The sequence below is a fragment of the Brevibacterium sp. AGC70 genome (assembly GCF_057334195.1).
The window spans coordinates 398,094-415,866 of sequence record NZ_JBHFIH010000009.1; the positions used below are offsets into that span (position 1 = coordinate 398,094).

The following is a 17,773-nucleotide window of genomic DNA, read 5'->3' on the forward strand; positions in this document are numbered from 1 at the left end:
GGGCGCTTCGCTGTCTGAAAGTGTCGGCTCGCCTCGAGTGCCCTTCTTCCTACTGCTGTTCTTCTTCCTACTGCGGCCGAGATGCCCTGCCAGTAAGCGACCGGTGACCGGCGAACCTGTTCAGGGTCGGTCTCTGCCCCTGTCTGCCTTCTCATTCTCGAACGCGTCGTGAAGCCAAATCGGGGTATAGGTGCGGAAGCGATTGGCCAGCTCGTCGTCGCTGTCGAGAATCACGGCGAAGCGATCATCAGCGCTGGAGAGTTCATTGGCCCACACAGGTCCCAGACAGGCCAGGATCGCACATGCCAGGACAACCGCGACTGCCAAGATCGGTGTCATCGAGAACAGCATCCATCCGAACAGAAGCCCGATCACCGCAAAGCCGATCGCCACAGCCATACCCGCGTTCCGGCTTCTGGGTGCGCGGGCACGGGCCGGTCTGGCGGAGGCGACTGAGTCGAGGACGTCACGATTGATCCTCGTCCACGCGATGATCGCACCCAACGCACAGACGATTCCGATCATGATGAGACTGAATGCGGAGAACAGCAGAACCGTGTCCACCCGGGTCCCCTGCGCCTGCATCGCCGCGCCGAGACCGGCCACGAGCATGGCAAGGGCCAACACGAGCATGCTCAGCAGTCGTGCTCTGCGCACCGCAATGAGTTCGCTGACAACCTGAGCGAGGAACGCCCGCTGAGCAGCATGGTCTGACTTCTCGGTCATCGTACGTAGCCCGCCGCCTTATCTACCGTATGCGGGAACGTCTCACCTGCCGCGTACTTCTCGAACAGGTCGACGAACTGGTCGGCCAGGCGTGTACGCCATCCATCTGTGTCCCCACTCATGTGCGGGGTGACGATGACGTTGTCGGCCTGCCACAAGGGGTGCTCGGCTGGCAGCGGCTCTTCCTCGAAGACGTCGAGCCCTGCACCGGCGATCTGGCCTGATTCGAGCGCGTTGACGAGGTCGGAGGTGACAACACCCTCACCACGACCGACATTGACGAAGTAGGCGCTTGAGTCCATGGCGGCAAACACCTCAGCGTCAAAGAGGTTCTTCGTTCTTTCCGTCAGCGGCGCGATGTTGATGACCCAGTCGACGCCGGACAGGTGAGAACTCAGTTGAGATGAGTCGACGACGCTCCCGAAGTCAGCGTCTCCGGTCCGTGCGTGGCTGCCGGCGCCGGTGACATTGACGTCGAGGGCGCTGAGGACCCTGGCGATCTCCCGGCCGATCGAACCTGTGCCGACGATCAGTGCCTGGGATCCGGCCAGATTCTTGGTCGATCTACGGTTCCAGACGGACTCCCGTTGATCCTGAAGTGATCGCAGCGAGTTCTTCGCATGGATCAGGATGTAGTTGAGCACGAATTCCGCGATCGGACGATCGAAGATGCCACGTGCATTCGTGACCACGACCTCCGAAGCCGAGAGTTCGTCGAACAGGAGCGAGTCCACCCCCGCCGCGGCCGCGTGGATCCACTTCAGGCTGTCAGCGTGTCCGAATTCGCTGCGCAGCGCCTTCGAGAAGAAGTCCCAGAGTAGGAGGACATCGGTGCCGGGGAGAGCGGAGCCCAACTCCTGGGCCTCGACGATCCGCAGCTCGACGTCCTCCTTCCGACCGAGGTCAGTGAGCTGATCCGGAATCTCCGTCCCGGGAGCGTTGAGTATGGTCAGTACCGTCATGAGTCGACTCCTTCAGCCTAGCCTTCTCAGCCAGACTATCGGATGAGTCGGTGTGACTCTGGGAACCGTCGGTCAGACTGGCAGATGAGTCTGCGCCGACACGCACGAGTTCGCGTTTCGCAGGGTCAGCCTTCAAGGTCTGCGCCAGCGGTGTGTTGGGCAGGAAGCACAGGAAGACGAACCCGAGGACTGCCAGTGGGGCAACCCACAGGAACAGCGGCACCAAGGCGTCGTTGTACGACGTGATGATGAGAGTGTGCAGCGGCTCAGGCATGTCGGCGACGATCTGGGGTGTGAGCCCCGTCGAGGACACCTTGGGCACCGGCTGCGAGGGATTGGCCTTCGCCAGCTCGCCCATGCCGTCCTTGATGTTGTCCAGGAGGCGCTGCGTGAAGACCGAACCGATGAAGGCCATACCCAAGGTCGCTCCGACCTGGCGGAAGTAGTTGTTCGATGCTGTGGCAGTGCCGACCATGGCAACGGGGAATGCGTTCTGGACGACGAGCACGAGGGTCTGCATGCTCAGTCCCAGTCCGAGTCCCAGCAGAGCCAAGCAGACCATTGTCTCCCAAGCGGCACTGTCTGCCTTGAGCTGCGACAGCAGCACAAGAGAGGCGGCCATGATCAGGATGCCCATAAGAGGATACTTCTTGTACTTGCCGGTGCGGGAGACGACGAAGCCGATGAGGGTCGAGGAGATGAGCATCGTGCCCATCATAGGAACCATCATCAGACCGGCCACTGTGGCATCGATGCCGTGAACCATCTGCAGATAGGTGGGCATGTAGGAGAGGACGCCGAACATTCCGACGCCGATGAATAGGCCTGCGACGGTGCACAGCAGGAAGTCGCGGTTCTTGAACAGGTACATCGGGATGACCGGCTCGCTGACCTTGAGTTCGACGAGGATGAATCCGACGATCGCGAGGGCACCGACGATGATGAGGCCGTTGATCTGCCACGATCCCCATTCGTAGTCGTGTCCGCCCCACGCGGAGACGAGGACGATGCACGAAGTGACGATCGAGATCAGGGCCATGCCGATGACGTCGATCTTCGGACGTGGCCCGGGGGCGCGTTTGGGCACTTTGAGGAAGAAGGCGGCAGCGAAGAGAGCGATGATGCCCAGTGGGAAGTTGATGGCGAAGGCCCAGCGCCAGCCGGGACCTTCCGTCAGCCAACCGCCGATGAGTGGGCCGGCGACTGAGGACACGGCGAAGGCCGAACCCATGATGCCCATGTACTTGCCGCGTTCACGGGCTGGGACCACAGAGGCGATGATGGACTGCGACAGGATCATCATGCCGCCGCCGCCGATGCCCTGGAGCACACGACCGAAGATGAGCATCGACATGTCGTTTGCGATGAGTGCGAAGACCGAGCCGAGCAGGAAGCAGCAGATCGCGAACATGAAGAGCGGTTTGCGGCCGAACAGGTCGCCGACCTTGCCGTAGATGGGCATCATGATCGTCGAGGCGAGCATGAACGCTGTGGACACCCACAGCATCTGGTCAACACCGTCGAGTTCACCGACGATCGTCGGCAGGGCGGTCGCCAGCACCGTCTGATTGAGCGAGAACATGAACATGGCGATCATCAGTCCCACGAAGAGCAGGATGATCGCAGATGTCTTCATCTGCTCGGGTTCGCTGCGGTCTTCCGGGGTCTTGGGCATCTCGCCGATCCTCAGTCCTTGATTACTTCTCATTTCAGCCTTTGTCATAGTCGGTCCAGAACCTTGAGGAAGAGTCCCAATGATTCTTCGAAGAGTGGTTGCGTGCCGGACTTCTCGTCAATGCGCTCGGGTGAGCGCTTGAGCGTCTGGCCAGCGTGATTCAGGGGTACCCGGCACAGTTGGGTGAGCATCCTGGCGCTGCGCCAGGCCGATTCTTCGGTGGAGAACTCCTGCCCCAGGAAGCGCAGGCGCGCCAACACGTGTGCGGCCACGAGCTCTTCAAGAGCCTCGGCCCGATCGAAGCGCTTGCTGACCAACTCCGGATAGCGGGCGAACAGTTTCCTGCGCCGGGCCGGCAGGCTGGGATCCATCGAACCCATGAGCAGCACTTCGCGGACGAAACGGGCAGTGTCCTCGGCTAGATCCTCCACCCCTGAATCAGAGTGGACGTAGTCATCAACCAACTTGGCGTCGATATTGGACTCGTCGAGTCCGACGATGGCGTCTTCCTTCGTCGCGTAGTAGTTGAAGAAGGTTCTTGTGGATACGCCGACGTCGGCGGCGATGTTCGCCACCGTCGCGCATTCGAGCCCCTCATCGAGAACCCGAGTGATTGCCGCGTCATGCAGCGCATGACGAGTCTGACGCGCCTTCTTGGCGCGGAGGGATTCGGGTTCGGATTCACGCATGAGACTATTTTTGCATCTCATGCAACTTTACACCAACTGCAAAATTGCAATTGTGCACTATTTCACGTTCTCAGGCGAGAACCGCCACCTTCACATCAGTGTCTTCAACCGTGCCCTGTGCTGCTCGAGAACCTGCAGCTGCCCCAGAAGCGTCGTCTGCGCATCGGTGTCCGTTGTGTCCTGGCGCTGCAGCCGTGAGTGCAGCTCCTTGGCGATCCGCTCGAGGTCGTAGTCGAAGAGGCGGGCCACGATGCCTCTGGCGAATCCCTCCGCGCTGACACCGTCTGCCACCGGTAAGGGAGACACGAGCAGCTGCATGACATAGGGCCTGAGGTCCTCGTCGCTGGCTGCGAGGACGGCTTCCGCCCAGCGCGTGGCGTCGGCGGATCCGACTGAGTTCACACCTCCGGCTGACTTCAGTCCTCCGGCAGCCTTGATCGCGGACTGAATCCGGCGATAGCCCGGGTGCTCGAAGGCTCGGGCAGACAGGGAGTCGAAGAGCTTGGCATTGACGAACTCGGGATGCTGCAGCGCCACCATCAGGGCTCCCTTCTCCGTCTTCAGGCGAGCGGGGCTGATCGGGGCCGACAGGTTCGACACGTCTGGGCGCTCATCGTAGACGTATTCGATGGCGGTGTCGTCCTTGCCGGCGACTCCCCCTGCGGAGCCGGGTGCTGGTTGCCCTTGCGCCTGCGCTCCGAGCGCCGGTCCTGGCGCCTGCGCTCCGGGCGCCTGCTGCCCTGGCCGGGCCTGCTCCGGTGCCGATTGGTTCTGCTTCCACGCGACAGACTGACCCTGCGATCCGTTCATCTGCGTCTGCTGCGCGCCGGAGGGAACCCGCTGAGCTCCGGGCGGTCCCTGAGCCAGTCCGGGCGGTGCCTGAGCCGGTCCGGGCGGTGCCTGAGCCGGTCCGGGCGGAGTCTCCTGCAGGGCCTGCGGTGATCCGCCCTGAGTCTGACGAGACGGGTGAGGCTGCGATTTCTTCGGCCTCTTTCGGGCATCCCTGACCGCGGATTCCACCTCGTCGATGTCGACGCCGATGCGGCCGGCGACAAAGCGATAGTAGTGGCTGAGGCTGTTGCGATCACGAATGTCGGTCAGAACCTCGGCACTGGCCTTGACTGCAGCGATCCTGCCCTCGACCGAGTCGAGGTCGTAGCGAGAGATCGCGGTGGTGATGACGAATTCGAAGAGCGGTTTGCGCCCGTCGATGAGTTCGCGCAGCGCACCGTCGCCCTTCGCCATCCGCAGGTCACAGGGGTCGAGCCCGTCTGGTTCGACTGCGACGAAGGTCTGGGCGGTGAACTCACTCTCGAACTCGAAGGCCCGCAGTGCAGCTTTCTGTCCGGCTGCGTCTCCGTCGAAGGTGAAGATCACCTGTCCCGTCGGGTCGTCGCCGAGCAGTCGCCTCACGATCTTCACATGCTCGGGCCCGAAAGCCGTTCCACATGTGGCCACCGCCTGCGTGACTCCAGCCAGGTGTGCGGCCATGACATCTGTATAGCCCTCGACGATGACCACGCGCTTAGTCTTCGCGATGTACTTCTTGGCCAGATCCAGACCGTAGAGCACCTGATTCTTGTGATAAAGGGCTGTTTCCGGAGTATTCAGATACTTCGGACCCTGGTCGTCGTCGAACAGGCGCCTGGCCCCGAAACCGATGGTCCGCGAGGTCATGTCCTTGATGGGCCAGACGACCCTGCCCCGGAAACGGTCGTAGATGCCGCGGCCACCCTCACTGGCCAAGCCTCCGGCGAGAATCTCCTCCTCGCTGAAACCGGCTCGCTTGAGCTGGCTGGTCAGCGAATCCCAGGACTTGGGTGCGAAGCCGAGACCGAATTCCCGGCTCGAGCTGCTGGGGAAGCCACGGCCCTCGAGGAACTCCCGACCGATCTGCCCCTGCTCGCCTTCCAACGACTGGGTGAAGAAGCGCTGCGCGACCTCGTGCATCTCCAGCAGCCGCTGGCGCCGGCTGGCCTGCTCACGATCGGGCCCCTTGCCGTCTTCATAACGCAGATGCATCCCGATCTTGCTGGCCAGAGATTCGACGGTTTCGACGAAGCTGAGCTGCTCGATCTTCTGCAGGAAAGCGAAGACGTCGCCTGACTCACCACAGCCGAAGCAGTGGTACATCCCGACCTGAGGACGAACGGTGAACGACGGGGTCTTCTCATCATGGAAGGGGCAGAGGCCCTTGAGCGAGCCGATTCCAGCGGTCTTGAGCGTGACGAACTCGCCCACCACCTCGTCGATGCGGGTTCGACTTCGAAGCTCGTCGATGTCCTCGCGTCTGATCAGTCCGGCCATGGTCTAGAGACGATCCTCCGCCCCTGCTTTGAGCTGGTGGTACAGGGCCCAGGCGGAATGATCGGTCAGAGATGCGATCTGATCGACGACGACACGCAGCCTGGCCGCATCGTCGGCGGCCTCGAAGTAATCGGCCCTGAACATCGGCTCGAGGTTGGTCGGCGACTCGGAGTACCACTGGGACAGCTCGGTGATGACGGCGGACTGGATGTCATGGAGACGCAGACGATCCTCGGCGACCATCACCGTCAGCGTCGCCATTCCCTTGAGAACGGCGATCTCGACAGCCGTAGGTTCGGGGACCACGAGGGCGGCTGCGTAACGAGACAAGGGCTCCCAACCGTACTCCTCACGGGTTGCGGCCTCCGCTGCACCGACGAACCGTCCGATGAGCTGACTCGTCATGTGCTTGAGTGCCGCTTGGGCCTGCCTGGATCCGTCATAGGTCTCCGAAGGCCAGTATGCTGCGGCCTGCAGCCTCGACAGAGCCTTGTCCATCTCCTCATCGCTCGTGGTCGGCAGATACCACTTCCGGGTGATGTCGAAGAGCTCTCCGCGGCGGTTCGCGGCAGCGAAGTCTCCCAGGTGCAGATGGCCGCCGGCGATCGCGTCTTCGACGTCGTGGACGGAGTAGGAGATGTCATCGGCGAGGTCCATCACCTGAGCTTCGATGCATCGTTTTCCGTTCTCGATCCCGTCGCGGTAGAAGTCGAAGACTCCTCTGTCGTCGTCGTAGACGCCGAACTTCCTGACACCGGAGTCACGCCGACCGACGGATGCCTCGCTCCGCGACCACGGGTATTTGGTCAGCGCGTCGAGGCTCGCGCGTGTCAGATTGAGCCCGGCCGGGCGACCGTCATCGGCAATCACCTTCGGTTCGATCCGGGTGACCAGACGCAAGGTCTGCGCATTGCCCTCGAATCCGCCGATGTCGATGCACAGTGCGTCGAGAATGGTCTCACCGTGGTGACCGAACGGTGGGTGGCCGAGGTCATGGCTGAGGCAGGCGGTGTCGACGATATCGGGGTCGCAGCCGAGGTAGCGGGCGAGTTCGCGTCCGACCTGGGCGACCTCGAGGGAATGCGTGAGCCGAGTACGGACGAAATCGTCAGTGCCTGGTTCGACGACCTGAGTCTTGGCGCCGAGTCGGCGCAGACCCGCGGAGTGCAGAACCCGTGCCCGGTCGCGCTGAAACGCCGAGCGGCGTGGATTCTTCGCCGGTTCGCTCACCCATCGTTCCTCGTCCCATGGCGTGTAGGTCGCCACGGTCCCCGAGCGCACCGATGTGCGTGGGTGAGATTCGAATGGCATTGTCATCCTCCCGAGATGTCGAGTTCCGCCTCGGAGAGCAGAGACTTCCCGCTGACATCGAAGACGCGGGAGTCGAGCCACCCTTCGGGCAGATGCGGCTTCTTCGGGCGGGTGGTCCGCCCCCGGGAGCCTTCCGCATCCGTACCAGGATACGGTGCGTTCTGATCGAGTTGGGCCAACAGCCCCTCGAGCTCTTCGAGCGAAGAGACCATCGCCAGCTGACGACGCAGGTCTCCCCCGACCGGATAGCCCTTGAAGTACCAGGCGATGTGTTTACGCAGGTCACGGACTCCGTAGAATTCGTCCTCGTAGTATTCGGCGAGGTATTCACCGTGCTTGTAGACGGCGCGTGCAACCTCGGCGAGGCCGGGTCGGAAGCGCTCATCGCTGCCGTTGAGTGCATTGGCGAGGTCACCGAACAGCCAGGGCCGACCCTGGCATCCTCGGCCGATGACGACTCCGTCGCATCCCGTGCGGCGCATCATCTCAAGTGCATCCTCTGCCGCGAAGATGTCACCGTTGCCCAGAACCGGAACGGTGTCGCCGAGGTGGTCCTTGAGTCGGGCGATGGCGTCCCAGTCGGCCTGGCCGGAGTACAGGTCCGCCGCGGATCGACCGTGGAGGGCAATCGCTGCCACTCCCGCATTGCGGGCCGTCTCGCCGGCGTCGAGGAAGGTCTGATGGTCTTTGTCGATGCCTTTGCGCATCTTCACTGTCAGAGGGATGCCGCCGCGGTCCGCCTCGGTCACGGCCGTGGTGACGATGGCCTTGAACAGGTCCTTCTTCCAGGGCAGGGCCGAGCCCCCGCCCTTCCTGGTGACTTTGGGCACGGGACAGCCGAAGTTGAGATCGATGTGGTCGGCGCGGTCTTCGTCCACGAGCATCCGCACGGCCTGCCCGATCGTCTCCGGGTCGACGCCGTAGAGCTGCACCGAGCGCGGGGTCTCATACGGCTCATGCTGGATGATCCGCATGCTCTTGGGACTGCGTTCGACAAGCGCCCTTGACGTCACCATCTCAGTCACATAGAGACCGGCTCCGTACTCGCGGCACAGGCGACGGAAGGCGGTGTTGGTGATTCCCGCCATCGGTGCCAGCACCACCGGCGAGGACAGCTCGATGGGGCCGATGCGCAGAGGCTCGACGGTGGCTGGGGATGCGGATTCTGGGGCAGGGCTGATGACACTCACCATGCCATTATCCCCGTGCCGTCAAATGATGGAACACCTGCACAAGCAGATGCCGCCGACTCACGATCGTGCATATGGCCCCTCCGTCTCTTTCTCAGCCCTGTCCGCTTCAACCTGTTCCTGGGCCAGAAATTCCCGGATGTCCCATTCGACGTCGAGATGCAGCTCCTCGGCGAGACGATCATCGTGGGTGACCACGATCATGGATCCGCCGAATCCGTCCAGGGCGGTCACGAGTGCGGTCAGCGATGACAGATCCAGGTTGTTGCCCGGCTCGTCGAGTACGAGCAGCTGCGGAGCGGGGTCCTGGAGCAGACTCGTCGCCAGTGCGACACGGAACCGCTCCCCTCCCGACAGGGTCGAGCAGAGCTGATCGGTCCGGCCCGCTCGCAGCCCCATCGCAGCCAATACCTCGTGGACGCGGTGCGGGCCGAGACTGGGGTTGTTCTCCCTCACCGCCTCCATGACGGTCAGTGTCGGCGGCAGCCTGTACTGCTGGTCGAGGATGCCGATCGGGACCGAAACTGTGATCGACATGTTCGGAAACAGCTCGTGTATCGGCGCACCTGTGTCGTGTCTGCCGGCGATTGCGGTCAGCAACGTCGACTTCCCGGAGCCGTTGGCGCCGGTCAGCCTGATGCGCTCGGGTCCGACCACCGTGCGCGGCTGGTCCAGCACTCCCCTGGAGATGTCGAGTACTCGCTTACCGGAATGGATCGAGGTCTCCGGCAGATCCAGGCGAATGCTCGAGTCCCTGCGCAGGGCGTCCTTGGCAGAGCGAACAGAGGAGCGGGCCTGCTCCTCGTCGGCGGCTTTGTCTCCTCGACGCTTCGCTGCGCTCTTCTGGGCGAAGTCCGTCAAACCGTTCATGACGATCTTCGGTCGACGTTTGTTCTCCTTGTCCTTGGCCGCCTTTCGGTCGGATCGGGCCAGTTTCGTCTCGAGTTCGATGCGCTGGCGCTTCTCGATCGCCAGGGCCTTCTTGGCATCGACGACGTCGGCGAGCTTCGCCTCCTCCTCGGCCGCGACCATGGCCTCGTAGTCGTCGAAGTCTCCTCCGTACACCCGCAGTTGGTCGGTCATCTCGACGATCGCCGAGACCGTCGACAGAAGTGCGCGGTCGTGCGAGATCACCAGGGTCGGTCCGATCCTGTCCTTGAGCAGAGCGGCCAGGCGTCGACGCCCTGCCCCGTCGAGGTTGTTGCTGGGTTCGTCGAGGATCAGCCACCGGTCGCCAGCCAGCGCGGCTCTGGCCAAACCGATGCGCATGGCCTGACCTCCCGAGAAGGTGGACAGCCGGCGGTCCAGGGCAGCGGCGTCGAGCCTGAGACCGAGATCGGCCAGAGCACTCAGCGCCCGCTCTTCGATGTCCCAGTCATCACCGATGACGTCGAAGTCATCGGGTTGGGCCTGCCCGGCCAGGGCCTTCGTCAGTGCAGTCCTGACGGGGGCGATTCCCAGCGCCGAGGCGACGCTGTCCTCGGTGTGCGGCAGCAGCTGATCGATGTAGACGGCCCCCTCGGCACCGGTGATGTTCCCGGCAGTGGGCCTGAGCAGACCGGCGATGGTCCTGGCGAGAGTGGATTTGCCGACCCCATTGTCGCCGACCAGGCCAACGGTGGCAGCAGGGATCGTGGCGCTCAGCGATGTGAAGATCTCGGTGTCGTCGCCGAGGCGGTAGCCGAGATCGGAGATGGATACGGCAGCAGTCATGTGTGTCCTCATTTCGTGCACAGAAGTGCGATGCGGGTCCGTTGCACCCGCGTGATGCGGAAATGAGGAACTACTTCACGAAGTGACTGTCTTTCGCCGGGAATGGATCAGCACCAGGATGCCCGAGGTCGGTTCGTTTCGTCAAGGGCGCCTTCAGACCCTTCTGCCGTCTCAGACGATGATGAGCATGAGTTCCGCCGGCTCGTCACCCGGGTTGGACAGCTGATGGGGAACATCGCCCGGCGCCTGCGCACAGTCTCCCGCTCGCAGAGTCGTCCGGCGATCGATGGTGACGATTTCGATCGTGCCGGCGAGGACGAAGAAGGACTCACGTGAGCCGCTGCGGTGGGCCGCGAACGACGCGGTTTCGCAGTGCGGATCGAGTTTGTAGTGGACGACCTCCATATTCTGCTGCGGCGCGGGAAGATCTCGCCGCAGGGTGCCCCTGCCGTATCCGCTGTGGGCAGGGATGGAGCTGCTCGGGGCGATGACCACCTCCGGTGGGGCAAGGAGCTCTCCCACATCGACGCCGAGTGCCCGGGAGAGGCCCATGGCGTTCGAGACCGACGTGTCCTGTTCGCCGCGTTCGATCTTCGACAGTGCCGCCCGGGAGATTCCAGCACGGAGTGCGAGTTCGTTGAGCGTCAGGTCGTTGTACTTGCGGCGGGCTCTGATCCGCGCGCCGAATACTCGGGCTCCGAGGTCCTCTGTGTTCGCCATTGTGACATCATAGTTTATTCTTGAATAGTAGAGTGAGTTCCATCAATATAAACTTATTCACATGATGGAACTTCTCATATGACTCCACTACTGGCGCTTGCCCCCATTATGCTCGCCATCGCCCTGCTCATCCTCAAGCGCAGTTCGTGGATCTCCGCCGCAGCCGGGGTCATCGCCGCCGGTCTTGCAGTCATCTTCTTCTTTCCGACACCTATATCGGTTCTGCTCGAATCCGGGGCGGACTACTTCCCCCTCGTTCTCGAAGTCGCCCTCATCCTCCTCTTCGGCATGGTCCTCGCTCGTCTGCTTGAAGCGTCAGGCTCGATGGGCGAAATCTCCGCCTGGGTCGAATCGGCGGCACCCAGTCGACCACTCGGGGTGGCCCTCGTCGTCTTCGGCCTCGTCCCATTCGCCGAATCTGTCACCGGCTTCGGCATCGGGGTGACTATCGGAGTCCCCGTTCTCCGACTGCTCGGCTGTTCGCTGCGTCAATCGGCGATCCTCGGACTCCTGGGACTCATCGCCGTACCCTGGGGCGCACTCGGCCCCGGGACCACGGTCGCTGCCGCACTCACCGGCGTCAACGTAGACGATCTCGGTGTGGCAACAGCGTGGATCAATGCGATACCGGTGATCATCGTGGCCATTTCGGTGATCCTCGTCATGCGACCCGGACTGACCTCCTGCCTCGGAATCGGCGCCGCTGCAGCCCTCCTGTGGGCAGGCATCCTCGCCGCGAACATCCTGGTCGGCATGGCCCCGGCCGGCATCATCGGCTCACTCCTCGTCATCGCTGCGATGGGCGCCCTCTTCATCATCCGCCGCCGCAGAACCGGCTTCACTCACAGATTGGGCCTGGCGGTCCTGCCTTACACCACTCTCACCGTGGGCCTGCTCATCGCACGCACGCTGCAGTCGGCGTTCCCTTCGCTGCTGACTCAGATCGTTGCCTCTCCCCCGTTCTGGCTGGCCGCCGCCTGTGTGATCGCCGCACTCAGAGTCACCTCTCGCAGCAGTGTCACGGTGTCCGCTGTCCGCTCCTGGCTGCCCATCGGCGCCGGAACTGCCGCGTTCATGCTCATGGGATGGATCATGACGACAACCGGTATGAGCGCAGCCATCGGGACGCTTGTGCCCGCCGGACTCGTCCTCTTCACACCTTGGCTGACGGCGATCGGAGCCGTAGTCACCGGCTCGAACACCGGCGCAAATTCGATGTTCACCGGCACCATCGACGCGGTTGCGACATCGTCCCACGTTCCATCCCTGCCCGTGGTGGCAGCAGGCAACGCCGCCGCCTCGCTCGCAGCACTGGCTGCCCCTCCACGTGTGGCGATGTCGGTCCAGATGGCTGAACCTTCGGCGCCCGCCTCGGCGAATGACATCGCCTGGGTTCAGGGTCGGGCCCTGGCTGTAGCCGGAGTCAACGCGGTGGCGCTCGGTCTCTGGATCCAGTTCATGGCCTGAGATCCAGAACGATCTGCCGCCGCCGAGGTGGTTGTCAGACCCGGATCAGCTCACGCGGGAATGCGGTGAATGTGTCACACCCGGTATCGGTGATGAGAATGGACTCGGACAGCTCATAGCCGTACCCGTTCATCCACATTCCGCAGATGAGGTGGAAGGTCATTCCCGCCTCGAGGAACTGATCGTCCTCGGTCCTGATCGAGATCGTGCGCTCGCCCCAATCGGGCGGATAGCCGATTCCGATTGAGTACCCCAGACGGCTCGGCTTCTCCAGGCCCGCCAGCGCCAGCACCCGATTCCAGGTCCGGGCGAGCTCAGCGGTGGCCACCTCAGGTGCGGCGACCTCGAGTACAGCGGACAGCGCCTCGGCGACGACACCTTCGAGACGAATGAGCTCCTGCTTCGGCTTTCCTACCACGGCAGTCCGAGCCAAGGGCACGTGGTATCGGCGGTGGACGCCGGCAAGCTCAATGCTCACAGACTCATCGTCGATGAACTTGCGGTCCGTCCAGCTCAGGTGCGGAGTATCGGCGCTCTCCCCCGTGGGCAGCAGCGGAACGATGGCCGGATAGTCACCCCAGGAGCTGCCGCGTCCGCGAGCCTGCGCAGCCGCGATCTCCGCCGCCACCTCGTTCTGCGCGATACCGACCCCGATGGTCCCCAGTGCCGCGTTCATCGACTCCGTGGTCACCTCGGCGGCATTGCGCATCAGCGCCACCTCGGACGGAGACTTGATCGCCCTGATCCAGTTGACCAGCTCGAAGGAGTCGACGAGCCTCCACTCAGGCACGCCGTTGACCAGCGATCGGAAAGCTCGCGGCGAGAAGAAGTGCGAGTCCATCTCGACGCCGACCGGCGATGAGGACGCCCGTGCGACCTCCCAACGCTGCCGGAGGGCGAAGGCCACCCAGTCGAACGGGTGGATGTGGGGTCTCTGCACATAGCGTTCGGGATATCCGACGATATCCTCGGGCGGCAGCCACGAGGTGTGCGCAGCTCCCCTGGCGTCCATGTCCCTCAGAAACAGTGTGAGCGGTCCCGCGGCCGGGACGAACAGCAGCTGCGGGGTATAGAAGGACCAGGCGTTGTAGCCGGTCAGATAGTAGACGTTCGCCGGATCAGTGACGATGAGCGCAGACAGTCCCTGATCGACCATCCGATTGCGCACCGAGGCGATGCGCCCCAAGTACTCATCCGGGGAGAACCACAGATTGTTCGCGCCGATCGTGTCGACCTCGCCTGGCCGCGGCTGTGGGCGAGCTCTGACTTCTTGTCCTGCCCGGCCCTGCCGGGCACCGGGCCGCATTCCCTGCACATCCGGCCGGTTGTCTTCTCCGGCGTAGAACAGCTCACCCTCATTCATGATTACAGTGTGGTGAGCCGCATCACACCGTGTCAATCACTGCGACACGCGTGTTGTCGCGCGTAGAAACGCACATTCATGACGAATCCAGAATCAATCTTTTTCGGATTCGACGGAATTCGCACGCCAGGATGCGCATTCCGACTGAATTGATGATAGATTGTGCTGAGACCCAAATCACGGAGGTGAGGAATGGCCCACTTGATGCCGAGCGGAAGCAGTCACCGCCTGGGCAATCTCGACGAGAAATCGAAAGCGATCATCGTCGAGCTGCAGCACGATGGACGCAAGTCATATTCGGCCATCGGCAAGTCTGTCGGGCTGTCCGAAGCCGCAGTCCGTCAGCGGGTCTCCAGGCTCATCGATTCCGGCGTGATGGAAATCGTCGCCGTGACCGATCCCTTGAGTCTGGGCTTCGCCCGACAGGCCATGGTGGGAGTCAAGGTTCGGGGCGATATCTCCAAGGTCGCCGACAGACTTCACGGATACGACGAGATCGACTATCTCGTCGTCACCGCAGGGTCGTTCGACATCCTGGTCGAGATCGTCTGCGAATCGGATCGCCACCTGATCGAATTCGTCAACCAAGAGCTCCGCTCGATCGACGCAGTCGTGGACACGGAGCTCTTCATGTACCTCTCACTCGAAAAGCAAAAATACAATTGGGGGACGCGATGACAGAGAATGTCACCAGAGCTGGCACCGGCTATCAGGATGCCATCCGCAACAACGTGTGGATGCACATGGCTCCGCACCAGTCACTGTTCAACGGTGGTGAAGCACCGATCATCACCCGTGGCGAGGGCCACCACATCTTCGACGACAAGGGCAATAAGTACCTTGACGGCCTGGCTGGACTGTTCACAGTCCAGGTTGGCCACGGTCGCGAGGAGATCGCGAAGGCGATGTACGATCAGGCGCTGAAGCTGCCGTTCATGCCGCTGTGGTCCTTCGCCCATCCGCAGGCCATCGAGGTCTCAGAGCGCCTGGCCAGCTACGCTCCCGGCGACCTCAACCGCGTCTTCCTGACCTCCGGCGGCGGTGATTCGGTCGAGTCCGCGATGAAGCTGGCGAAGAACTACTTCAAGATCACCGGCAAGCCGGGCAAGCACAAGATCATTTCGCGCGCCACCGCCTACCACGGCACGCCGCACGGCGCCCTGTCCGTGACCTCTCTGCCGGATCTGCGTGAACAGTTCGCGCCCCTGGTACCTGGTGCGATCAAGGTGCCCAACACGAACTTCTACCGTTCGCCGCAGCCTTACGCCCACGATGAGAAGGCCTTCGGCCGCTGGGCAGCCGACCGCATCGCCGAAGCCATCGAGTTCGAAGGCGCCGATTCGGTTGCGGCCGTATTCCTCGAGCCGGTGCAGAACTCCGGCGGCTGCTTCCCACCGCCACCCGGATACTTCGATCGGGTGCGTGAGATCTGCGACGAGTACGACGTGCTCATGGTCTCCGATGAGACCATCTGCGCCTACGGTCGCATCGGCGACATGTTCGCCTGCAACGACTTCGGCTACGTCCCCGACATCATCACCAGCGCCAAGGGCATCACCTCAGGGTATGCTCCGCTGGGTGCGATGGTCGCCTCGGATCGCCTGTTCGAGCCCTTCGGCCCCGGTGGCGAGGAGACCTTCTACCACGGCTACACCTTCGGCGGTCATCCCGTCGCCTGTGCCGCCGCGATGGCAAACTTCGACGTGTTCGAGAAGGAGAAGCTCAACGACCACGTCCACGAGAACGCTGCCGCGTTCAAGTTCACGCTCGAAAAGCTCAAGGACCTGCCGATCGTCGGTGACGTTCGCGGTGAGGGCTTCTTCTACGGCATCGAACTCGTCAAGGATCGCGACACCAAGGAGTCCTTCACCGAGGAGGAGTCGGAGCGCATCCTCAAGAACTTCGTGTCCGCGAAGATGTATGAAAACGGCCTGTACTGCCGCGCCGATGACCGTGGGGACCCAGTCATCCAGCTCTCGCCTCCCCTGACCGTGGGTCAGAAGGAGTTCGACGAGATGGAGCAGATCATCCGCGGCGTCCTCTCGGAAGCCTGGACGAAGCTCTGATCGCAGCCTGAAGCTCGCTCGCATGGAAACTGCCCCGATTCCTCTTTGAGGAGTCGGGGCAGTTTCATAGCGGGCAGCCACACTGCATGTCATGCTTCCACACGCAGATGGGCCGGAGTGCTTCGGCCGCCGCCCTCCCACCGCTGCCAGAGCCGGCCCAAGGTCGCCGAGTGTCCCTCCAGAGCTGGTGACTCGGCCCAGGGCTGGTCAGTCCAGAGCTGGGTCAGTCGCGGAGTTCTGCTTCTGCGAAGGTGGGCTGCTGCTCTGCGACGGTGCAACGCGTGGCGGCGGTCGCAGGCCCGATCGTACGACGAGCACCCCTAAAGCAGTCGTCAGCGGGATGGCGATGACCAAGCCGATCGAACACACGAGGATGCTCACGACCTCAAGTGCCATCTCCCCCAGTGTCAGGGTCTCGAAGAACGACTGGTCGTGGGCGGAGACGATGAGGAGTGTGGTCAGCGCGGACCCCACATAGGCGAACGTGATCGTGTACACCGTCGAGGCGATGTGGTCGCGGCCGATGCGCATCGCTCGGGCGAAGAGCTGCCCGGACTTGAGATCTGGTGCCACTGTGGCCAGCTCCCAGACTGCCGACGCCTGGGTGATGGTGACGTCGTTGAGAACACCGAGTCCGGTCACGAGGATCGCGCAGACGATCAGGTCAGCCAACGACACGTCCGTGGTGCCGGTGAGGAGGAATCCCTCTTCGGAGTAGGCGATGCCGAGATTGGCCCAGGACGTCATCCAGGCCCCGAGCAGCCCCGTGATGACGATGCCGGCGACGGTCCCGAAAAGTGCCGTGGTCGTGCGCGTCGACACGCCATGGGCAAGGTACAGGGCGATGACCATGATCGCACTCGCCGCGACCATTGCCACGAGGATCGGCGGCTTGGAGTCGAGGATCGCCGGGAGCATGAACACAATCAACACGACACCGGCGAAGGCGAGGCCTGTCAATGCACGCAGGCCTCGAAAGCCTGCGACGGCGAGAACGACGACTCCGTACATGATCGCCAAGGCAAGGATCGGGACATCTCGGTCGTAGTCGATGAACACATAGTCAGTCTCGGTCTCTGCGCGGTCAGTCGACTTCGTGAAGTCGAGGACCTTGAGCGAATCTCCGACACCGACCCCGGACACGATGGCGTCGGGAGTCACGTAGAGGCTCCCCTCCTGCCCATCCACTTCGGCCGTGAACTCCATGCAGTCGGCTTCGAGCATCGGATCGGGCTCACTGGTCTCGCAGTTCGACGCGTCCACGGCGGTGACTCTGGCTTCAGCGTGGGAGACTCCCGGCGCGGTGTTCGTCATCGGTCCGCCGCCGGGCAGGTCCTGCTCCGGTCCCTGCGGCCACAGAAGGACCAGGCCCCCGATCGTGATGAGGACAAGCGGAAGGAGACACACGATCATGATCAGGCGGACCCTCGGCGAGGCTGTGGGCTTCCCTTGGAGCGTCATATGCATGGCGGACCTTCGTGTCGATGCTCGTTGTGACTTGTTCGCGGTGCGCGAATTGAATGGCGATGTCAATGATGGTGCCGTCAATGATGGAGCCCACGGCAGCGCAACCGAACGGGGCCC

The 17,773-nt window shown here is 62.9% G+C and carries 14 protein-coding genes; 3 read left to right on the top strand and 11 right to left on the bottom strand.

The window, feature by feature from the left end:
- Nucleotides 1-120: 120 nt before the first annotated feature.
- The 9 genes from ACE03M_RS07305 to ACE03M_RS07345 all read right to left on the bottom strand — a co-directional run bounded on the left by ACE03M_RS07305 (nucleotide 121) and on the right by ACE03M_RS07345 (nucleotide 11,293).
- Complete coding sequence (locus ACE03M_RS07305) at nucleotides 121-726, bottom strand: hypothetical protein (protein ID WP_143921845.1); 606 nt, start codon at nucleotides 724-726, stop codon at nucleotides 121-123.
- On the bottom strand, nucleotides 723-1,688 hold the full coding sequence (locus ACE03M_RS07310; protein ID WP_485933311.1) for a D-2-hydroxyacid dehydrogenase: 966 nt from the start codon (nucleotides 1,686-1,688) through the stop codon (nucleotides 723-725). The genes ACE03M_RS07305 and ACE03M_RS07310 overlap by 4 nt, the downstream gene beginning before the upstream one ends.
- Nucleotides 1,630-3,396, bottom strand: a complete 1,767-nt coding sequence (locus ACE03M_RS07315) for an MDR family MFS transporter (RefSeq protein WP_485933312.1) — start codon at nucleotides 3,394-3,396, stop codon at nucleotides 1,630-1,632. Before ACE03M_RS07315 ends, ACE03M_RS07310 begins: the two co-directional genes overlap by 59 nt.
- 11 nt (nucleotides 3,397-3,407) lie before the next feature.
- Nucleotides 3,408-4,052: a TetR/AcrR family transcriptional regulator gene (locus ACE03M_RS07320; protein WP_143921847.1), complete on the bottom strand. Its 645-nt coding sequence runs from the start codon at nucleotides 4,050-4,052 to the stop codon at nucleotides 3,408-3,410.
- 90 nt (nucleotides 4,053-4,142) lie between these two features.
- Nucleotides 4,143-6,359, bottom strand: coding sequence for a DNA primase (gene dnaG / locus ACE03M_RS07325; protein ID WP_485933313.1), 2,217 nt, complete (start codon nucleotides 6,357-6,359; stop codon nucleotides 4,143-4,145).
- A 3-nt stretch (nucleotides 6,360-6,362) separates the two neighbouring features.
- The gene (locus ACE03M_RS07330; protein WP_143921849.1) at nucleotides 6,363-7,670 is read right to left on the bottom strand and encodes a deoxyguanosinetriphosphate triphosphohydrolase; all 1,308 of its coding nucleotides are present in this window, start codon (nucleotides 7,668-7,670) and stop codon (nucleotides 6,363-6,365) included.
- Between the two features lie 2 nt (nucleotides 7,671-7,672).
- Nucleotides 7,673-8,863: a tRNA dihydrouridine synthase DusB gene (dusB, locus tag ACE03M_RS07335; RefSeq protein ID WP_143921850.1), complete on the bottom strand. Its 1,191-nt coding sequence runs from the start codon at nucleotides 8,861-8,863 to the stop codon at nucleotides 7,673-7,675.
- Nucleotides 8,864-8,920: 57 nt separating this feature from the next.
- The gene (locus ACE03M_RS07340; protein WP_143921851.1) at nucleotides 8,921-10,573 is read right to left on the bottom strand and encodes an ATP-binding cassette domain-containing protein; all 1,653 of its coding nucleotides are present in this window, start codon (nucleotides 10,571-10,573) and stop codon (nucleotides 8,921-8,923) included.
- A gap of 171 nt (nucleotides 10,574-10,744) precedes the next feature.
- Nucleotides 10,745-11,293 carry a helix-turn-helix domain-containing protein gene (locus ACE03M_RS07345; protein WP_143921852.1) on the bottom strand — a complete coding sequence of 183 codons (549 nt, stop codon included), beginning with the start codon at nucleotides 11,291-11,293 and terminating at the stop codon, nucleotides 10,745-10,747.
- A 78-nt stretch (nucleotides 11,294-11,371) separates the two neighbouring features.
- On the opposite strand from ACE03M_RS07345, the gene ACE03M_RS07350 reads away from it, so the two are divergent.
- On the top strand, nucleotides 11,372-12,760 hold the full coding sequence (locus ACE03M_RS07350) for an L-lactate permease (protein WP_143921853.1): 1,389 nt from the start codon (nucleotides 11,372-11,374) through the stop codon (nucleotides 12,758-12,760).
- A 34-nt stretch (nucleotides 12,761-12,794) separates the two neighbouring features.
- On the opposite strand, the gene ACE03M_RS07355 is transcribed toward ACE03M_RS07350, so the two are convergent.
- Nucleotides 12,795-14,123, bottom strand: coding sequence for a M24 family metallopeptidase (locus tag ACE03M_RS07355; protein WP_186293010.1), 1,329 nt, complete (start codon nucleotides 14,121-14,123; stop codon nucleotides 12,795-12,797).
- A 192-nt stretch (nucleotides 14,124-14,315) separates the two neighbouring features.
- Here ACE03M_RS07355 and ACE03M_RS07360 point away from each other — a divergent pair, with 192 nt between their 5' ends.
- Nucleotides 14,316-14,801, top strand: a complete 486-nt coding sequence (locus ACE03M_RS07360; RefSeq protein WP_096167274.1) for an Lrp/AsnC family transcriptional regulator — start codon at nucleotides 14,316-14,318, stop codon at nucleotides 14,799-14,801.
- Nucleotides 14,798-16,189: an aspartate aminotransferase family protein gene (locus tag ACE03M_RS07365; protein ID WP_143921854.1), complete on the top strand. Its 1,392-nt coding sequence runs from the start codon at nucleotides 14,798-14,800 to the stop codon at nucleotides 16,187-16,189. The genes ACE03M_RS07360 and ACE03M_RS07365 overlap by 4 nt, the downstream gene beginning before the upstream one ends.
- A 207-nt stretch (nucleotides 16,190-16,396) precedes the next feature.
- On the opposite strand, the gene ACE03M_RS07370 is transcribed toward ACE03M_RS07365, so the two are convergent.
- Nucleotides 16,397-17,656: a YibE/F family protein gene (locus ACE03M_RS07370; protein WP_143921855.1), complete on the bottom strand. Its 1,260-nt coding sequence runs from the start codon at nucleotides 17,654-17,656 to the stop codon at nucleotides 16,397-16,399.
- Nucleotides 17,657-17,773: the final 117 nt, after the last annotated feature.

Excerpts from the sequence above, each read along its gene's own strand:
- ACE03M_RS07305 (WP_143921845.1), bottom strand. The coding sequence starts at position 726 with ATGACCGAGAAGTCAGACCATGCTGCTCAGCGGGCGTTCCTCGCTCAG.
- ACE03M_RS07310 (WP_485933311.1), bottom strand. The coding sequence starts at position 1,688 with ATGACGGTACTGACCATACTCAACGCTCCCGGGACGGAGATTCCGGAT.
- ACE03M_RS07315 (WP_485933312.1), bottom strand. The coding sequence starts at position 3,396 with ATGAGAAGTAATCAAGGACTGAGGATCGGCGAGATGCCCAAGACCCCG.
- ACE03M_RS07320 (WP_143921847.1), bottom strand. The coding sequence starts at position 4,052 with ATGCGTGAATCCGAACCCGAATCCCTCCGCGCCAAGAAGGCGCGTCAG.
- dnaG (WP_485933313.1), bottom strand. The coding sequence starts at position 6,359 with ATGGCCGGACTGATCAGACGCGAGGACATCGACGAGCTTCGAAGTCGA.
- ACE03M_RS07330 (WP_143921849.1), bottom strand. The coding sequence starts at position 7,670 with ATGCCATTCGAATCTCACCCACGCACATCGGTGCGCTCGGGGACCGTG.
- dusB (WP_143921850.1), bottom strand. The coding sequence starts at position 8,863 with ATGGTGAGTGTCATCAGCCCTGCCCCAGAATCCGCATCCCCAGCCACC.
- ACE03M_RS07340 (WP_143921851.1), bottom strand. The coding sequence starts at position 10,573 with ATGACTGCTGCCGTATCCATCTCCGATCTCGGCTACCGCCTCGGCGAC.
- ACE03M_RS07345 (WP_143921852.1), bottom strand. The coding sequence starts at position 11,293 with ATGGCGAACACAGAGGACCTCGGAGCCCGAGTATTCGGCGCGCGGATC.
- ACE03M_RS07350 (WP_143921853.1), top strand. The coding sequence starts at position 11,372 with ATGACTCCACTACTGGCGCTTGCCCCCATTATGCTCGCCATCGCCCTG.
- ACE03M_RS07355 (WP_186293010.1), bottom strand. The coding sequence starts at position 14,123 with ATGAATGAGGGTGAGCTGTTCTACGCCGGAGAAGACAACCGGCCGGAT.
- ACE03M_RS07360 (WP_096167274.1), top strand. The coding sequence starts at position 14,316 with ATGGCCCACTTGATGCCGAGCGGAAGCAGTCACCGCCTGGGCAATCTC.
- ACE03M_RS07365 (WP_143921854.1), top strand. The coding sequence starts at position 14,798 with ATGACAGAGAATGTCACCAGAGCTGGCACCGGCTATCAGGATGCCATC.
- ACE03M_RS07370 (WP_143921855.1), bottom strand. The coding sequence starts at position 17,656 with ATGCATATGACGCTCCAAGGGAAGCCCACAGCCTCGCCGAGGGTCCGC.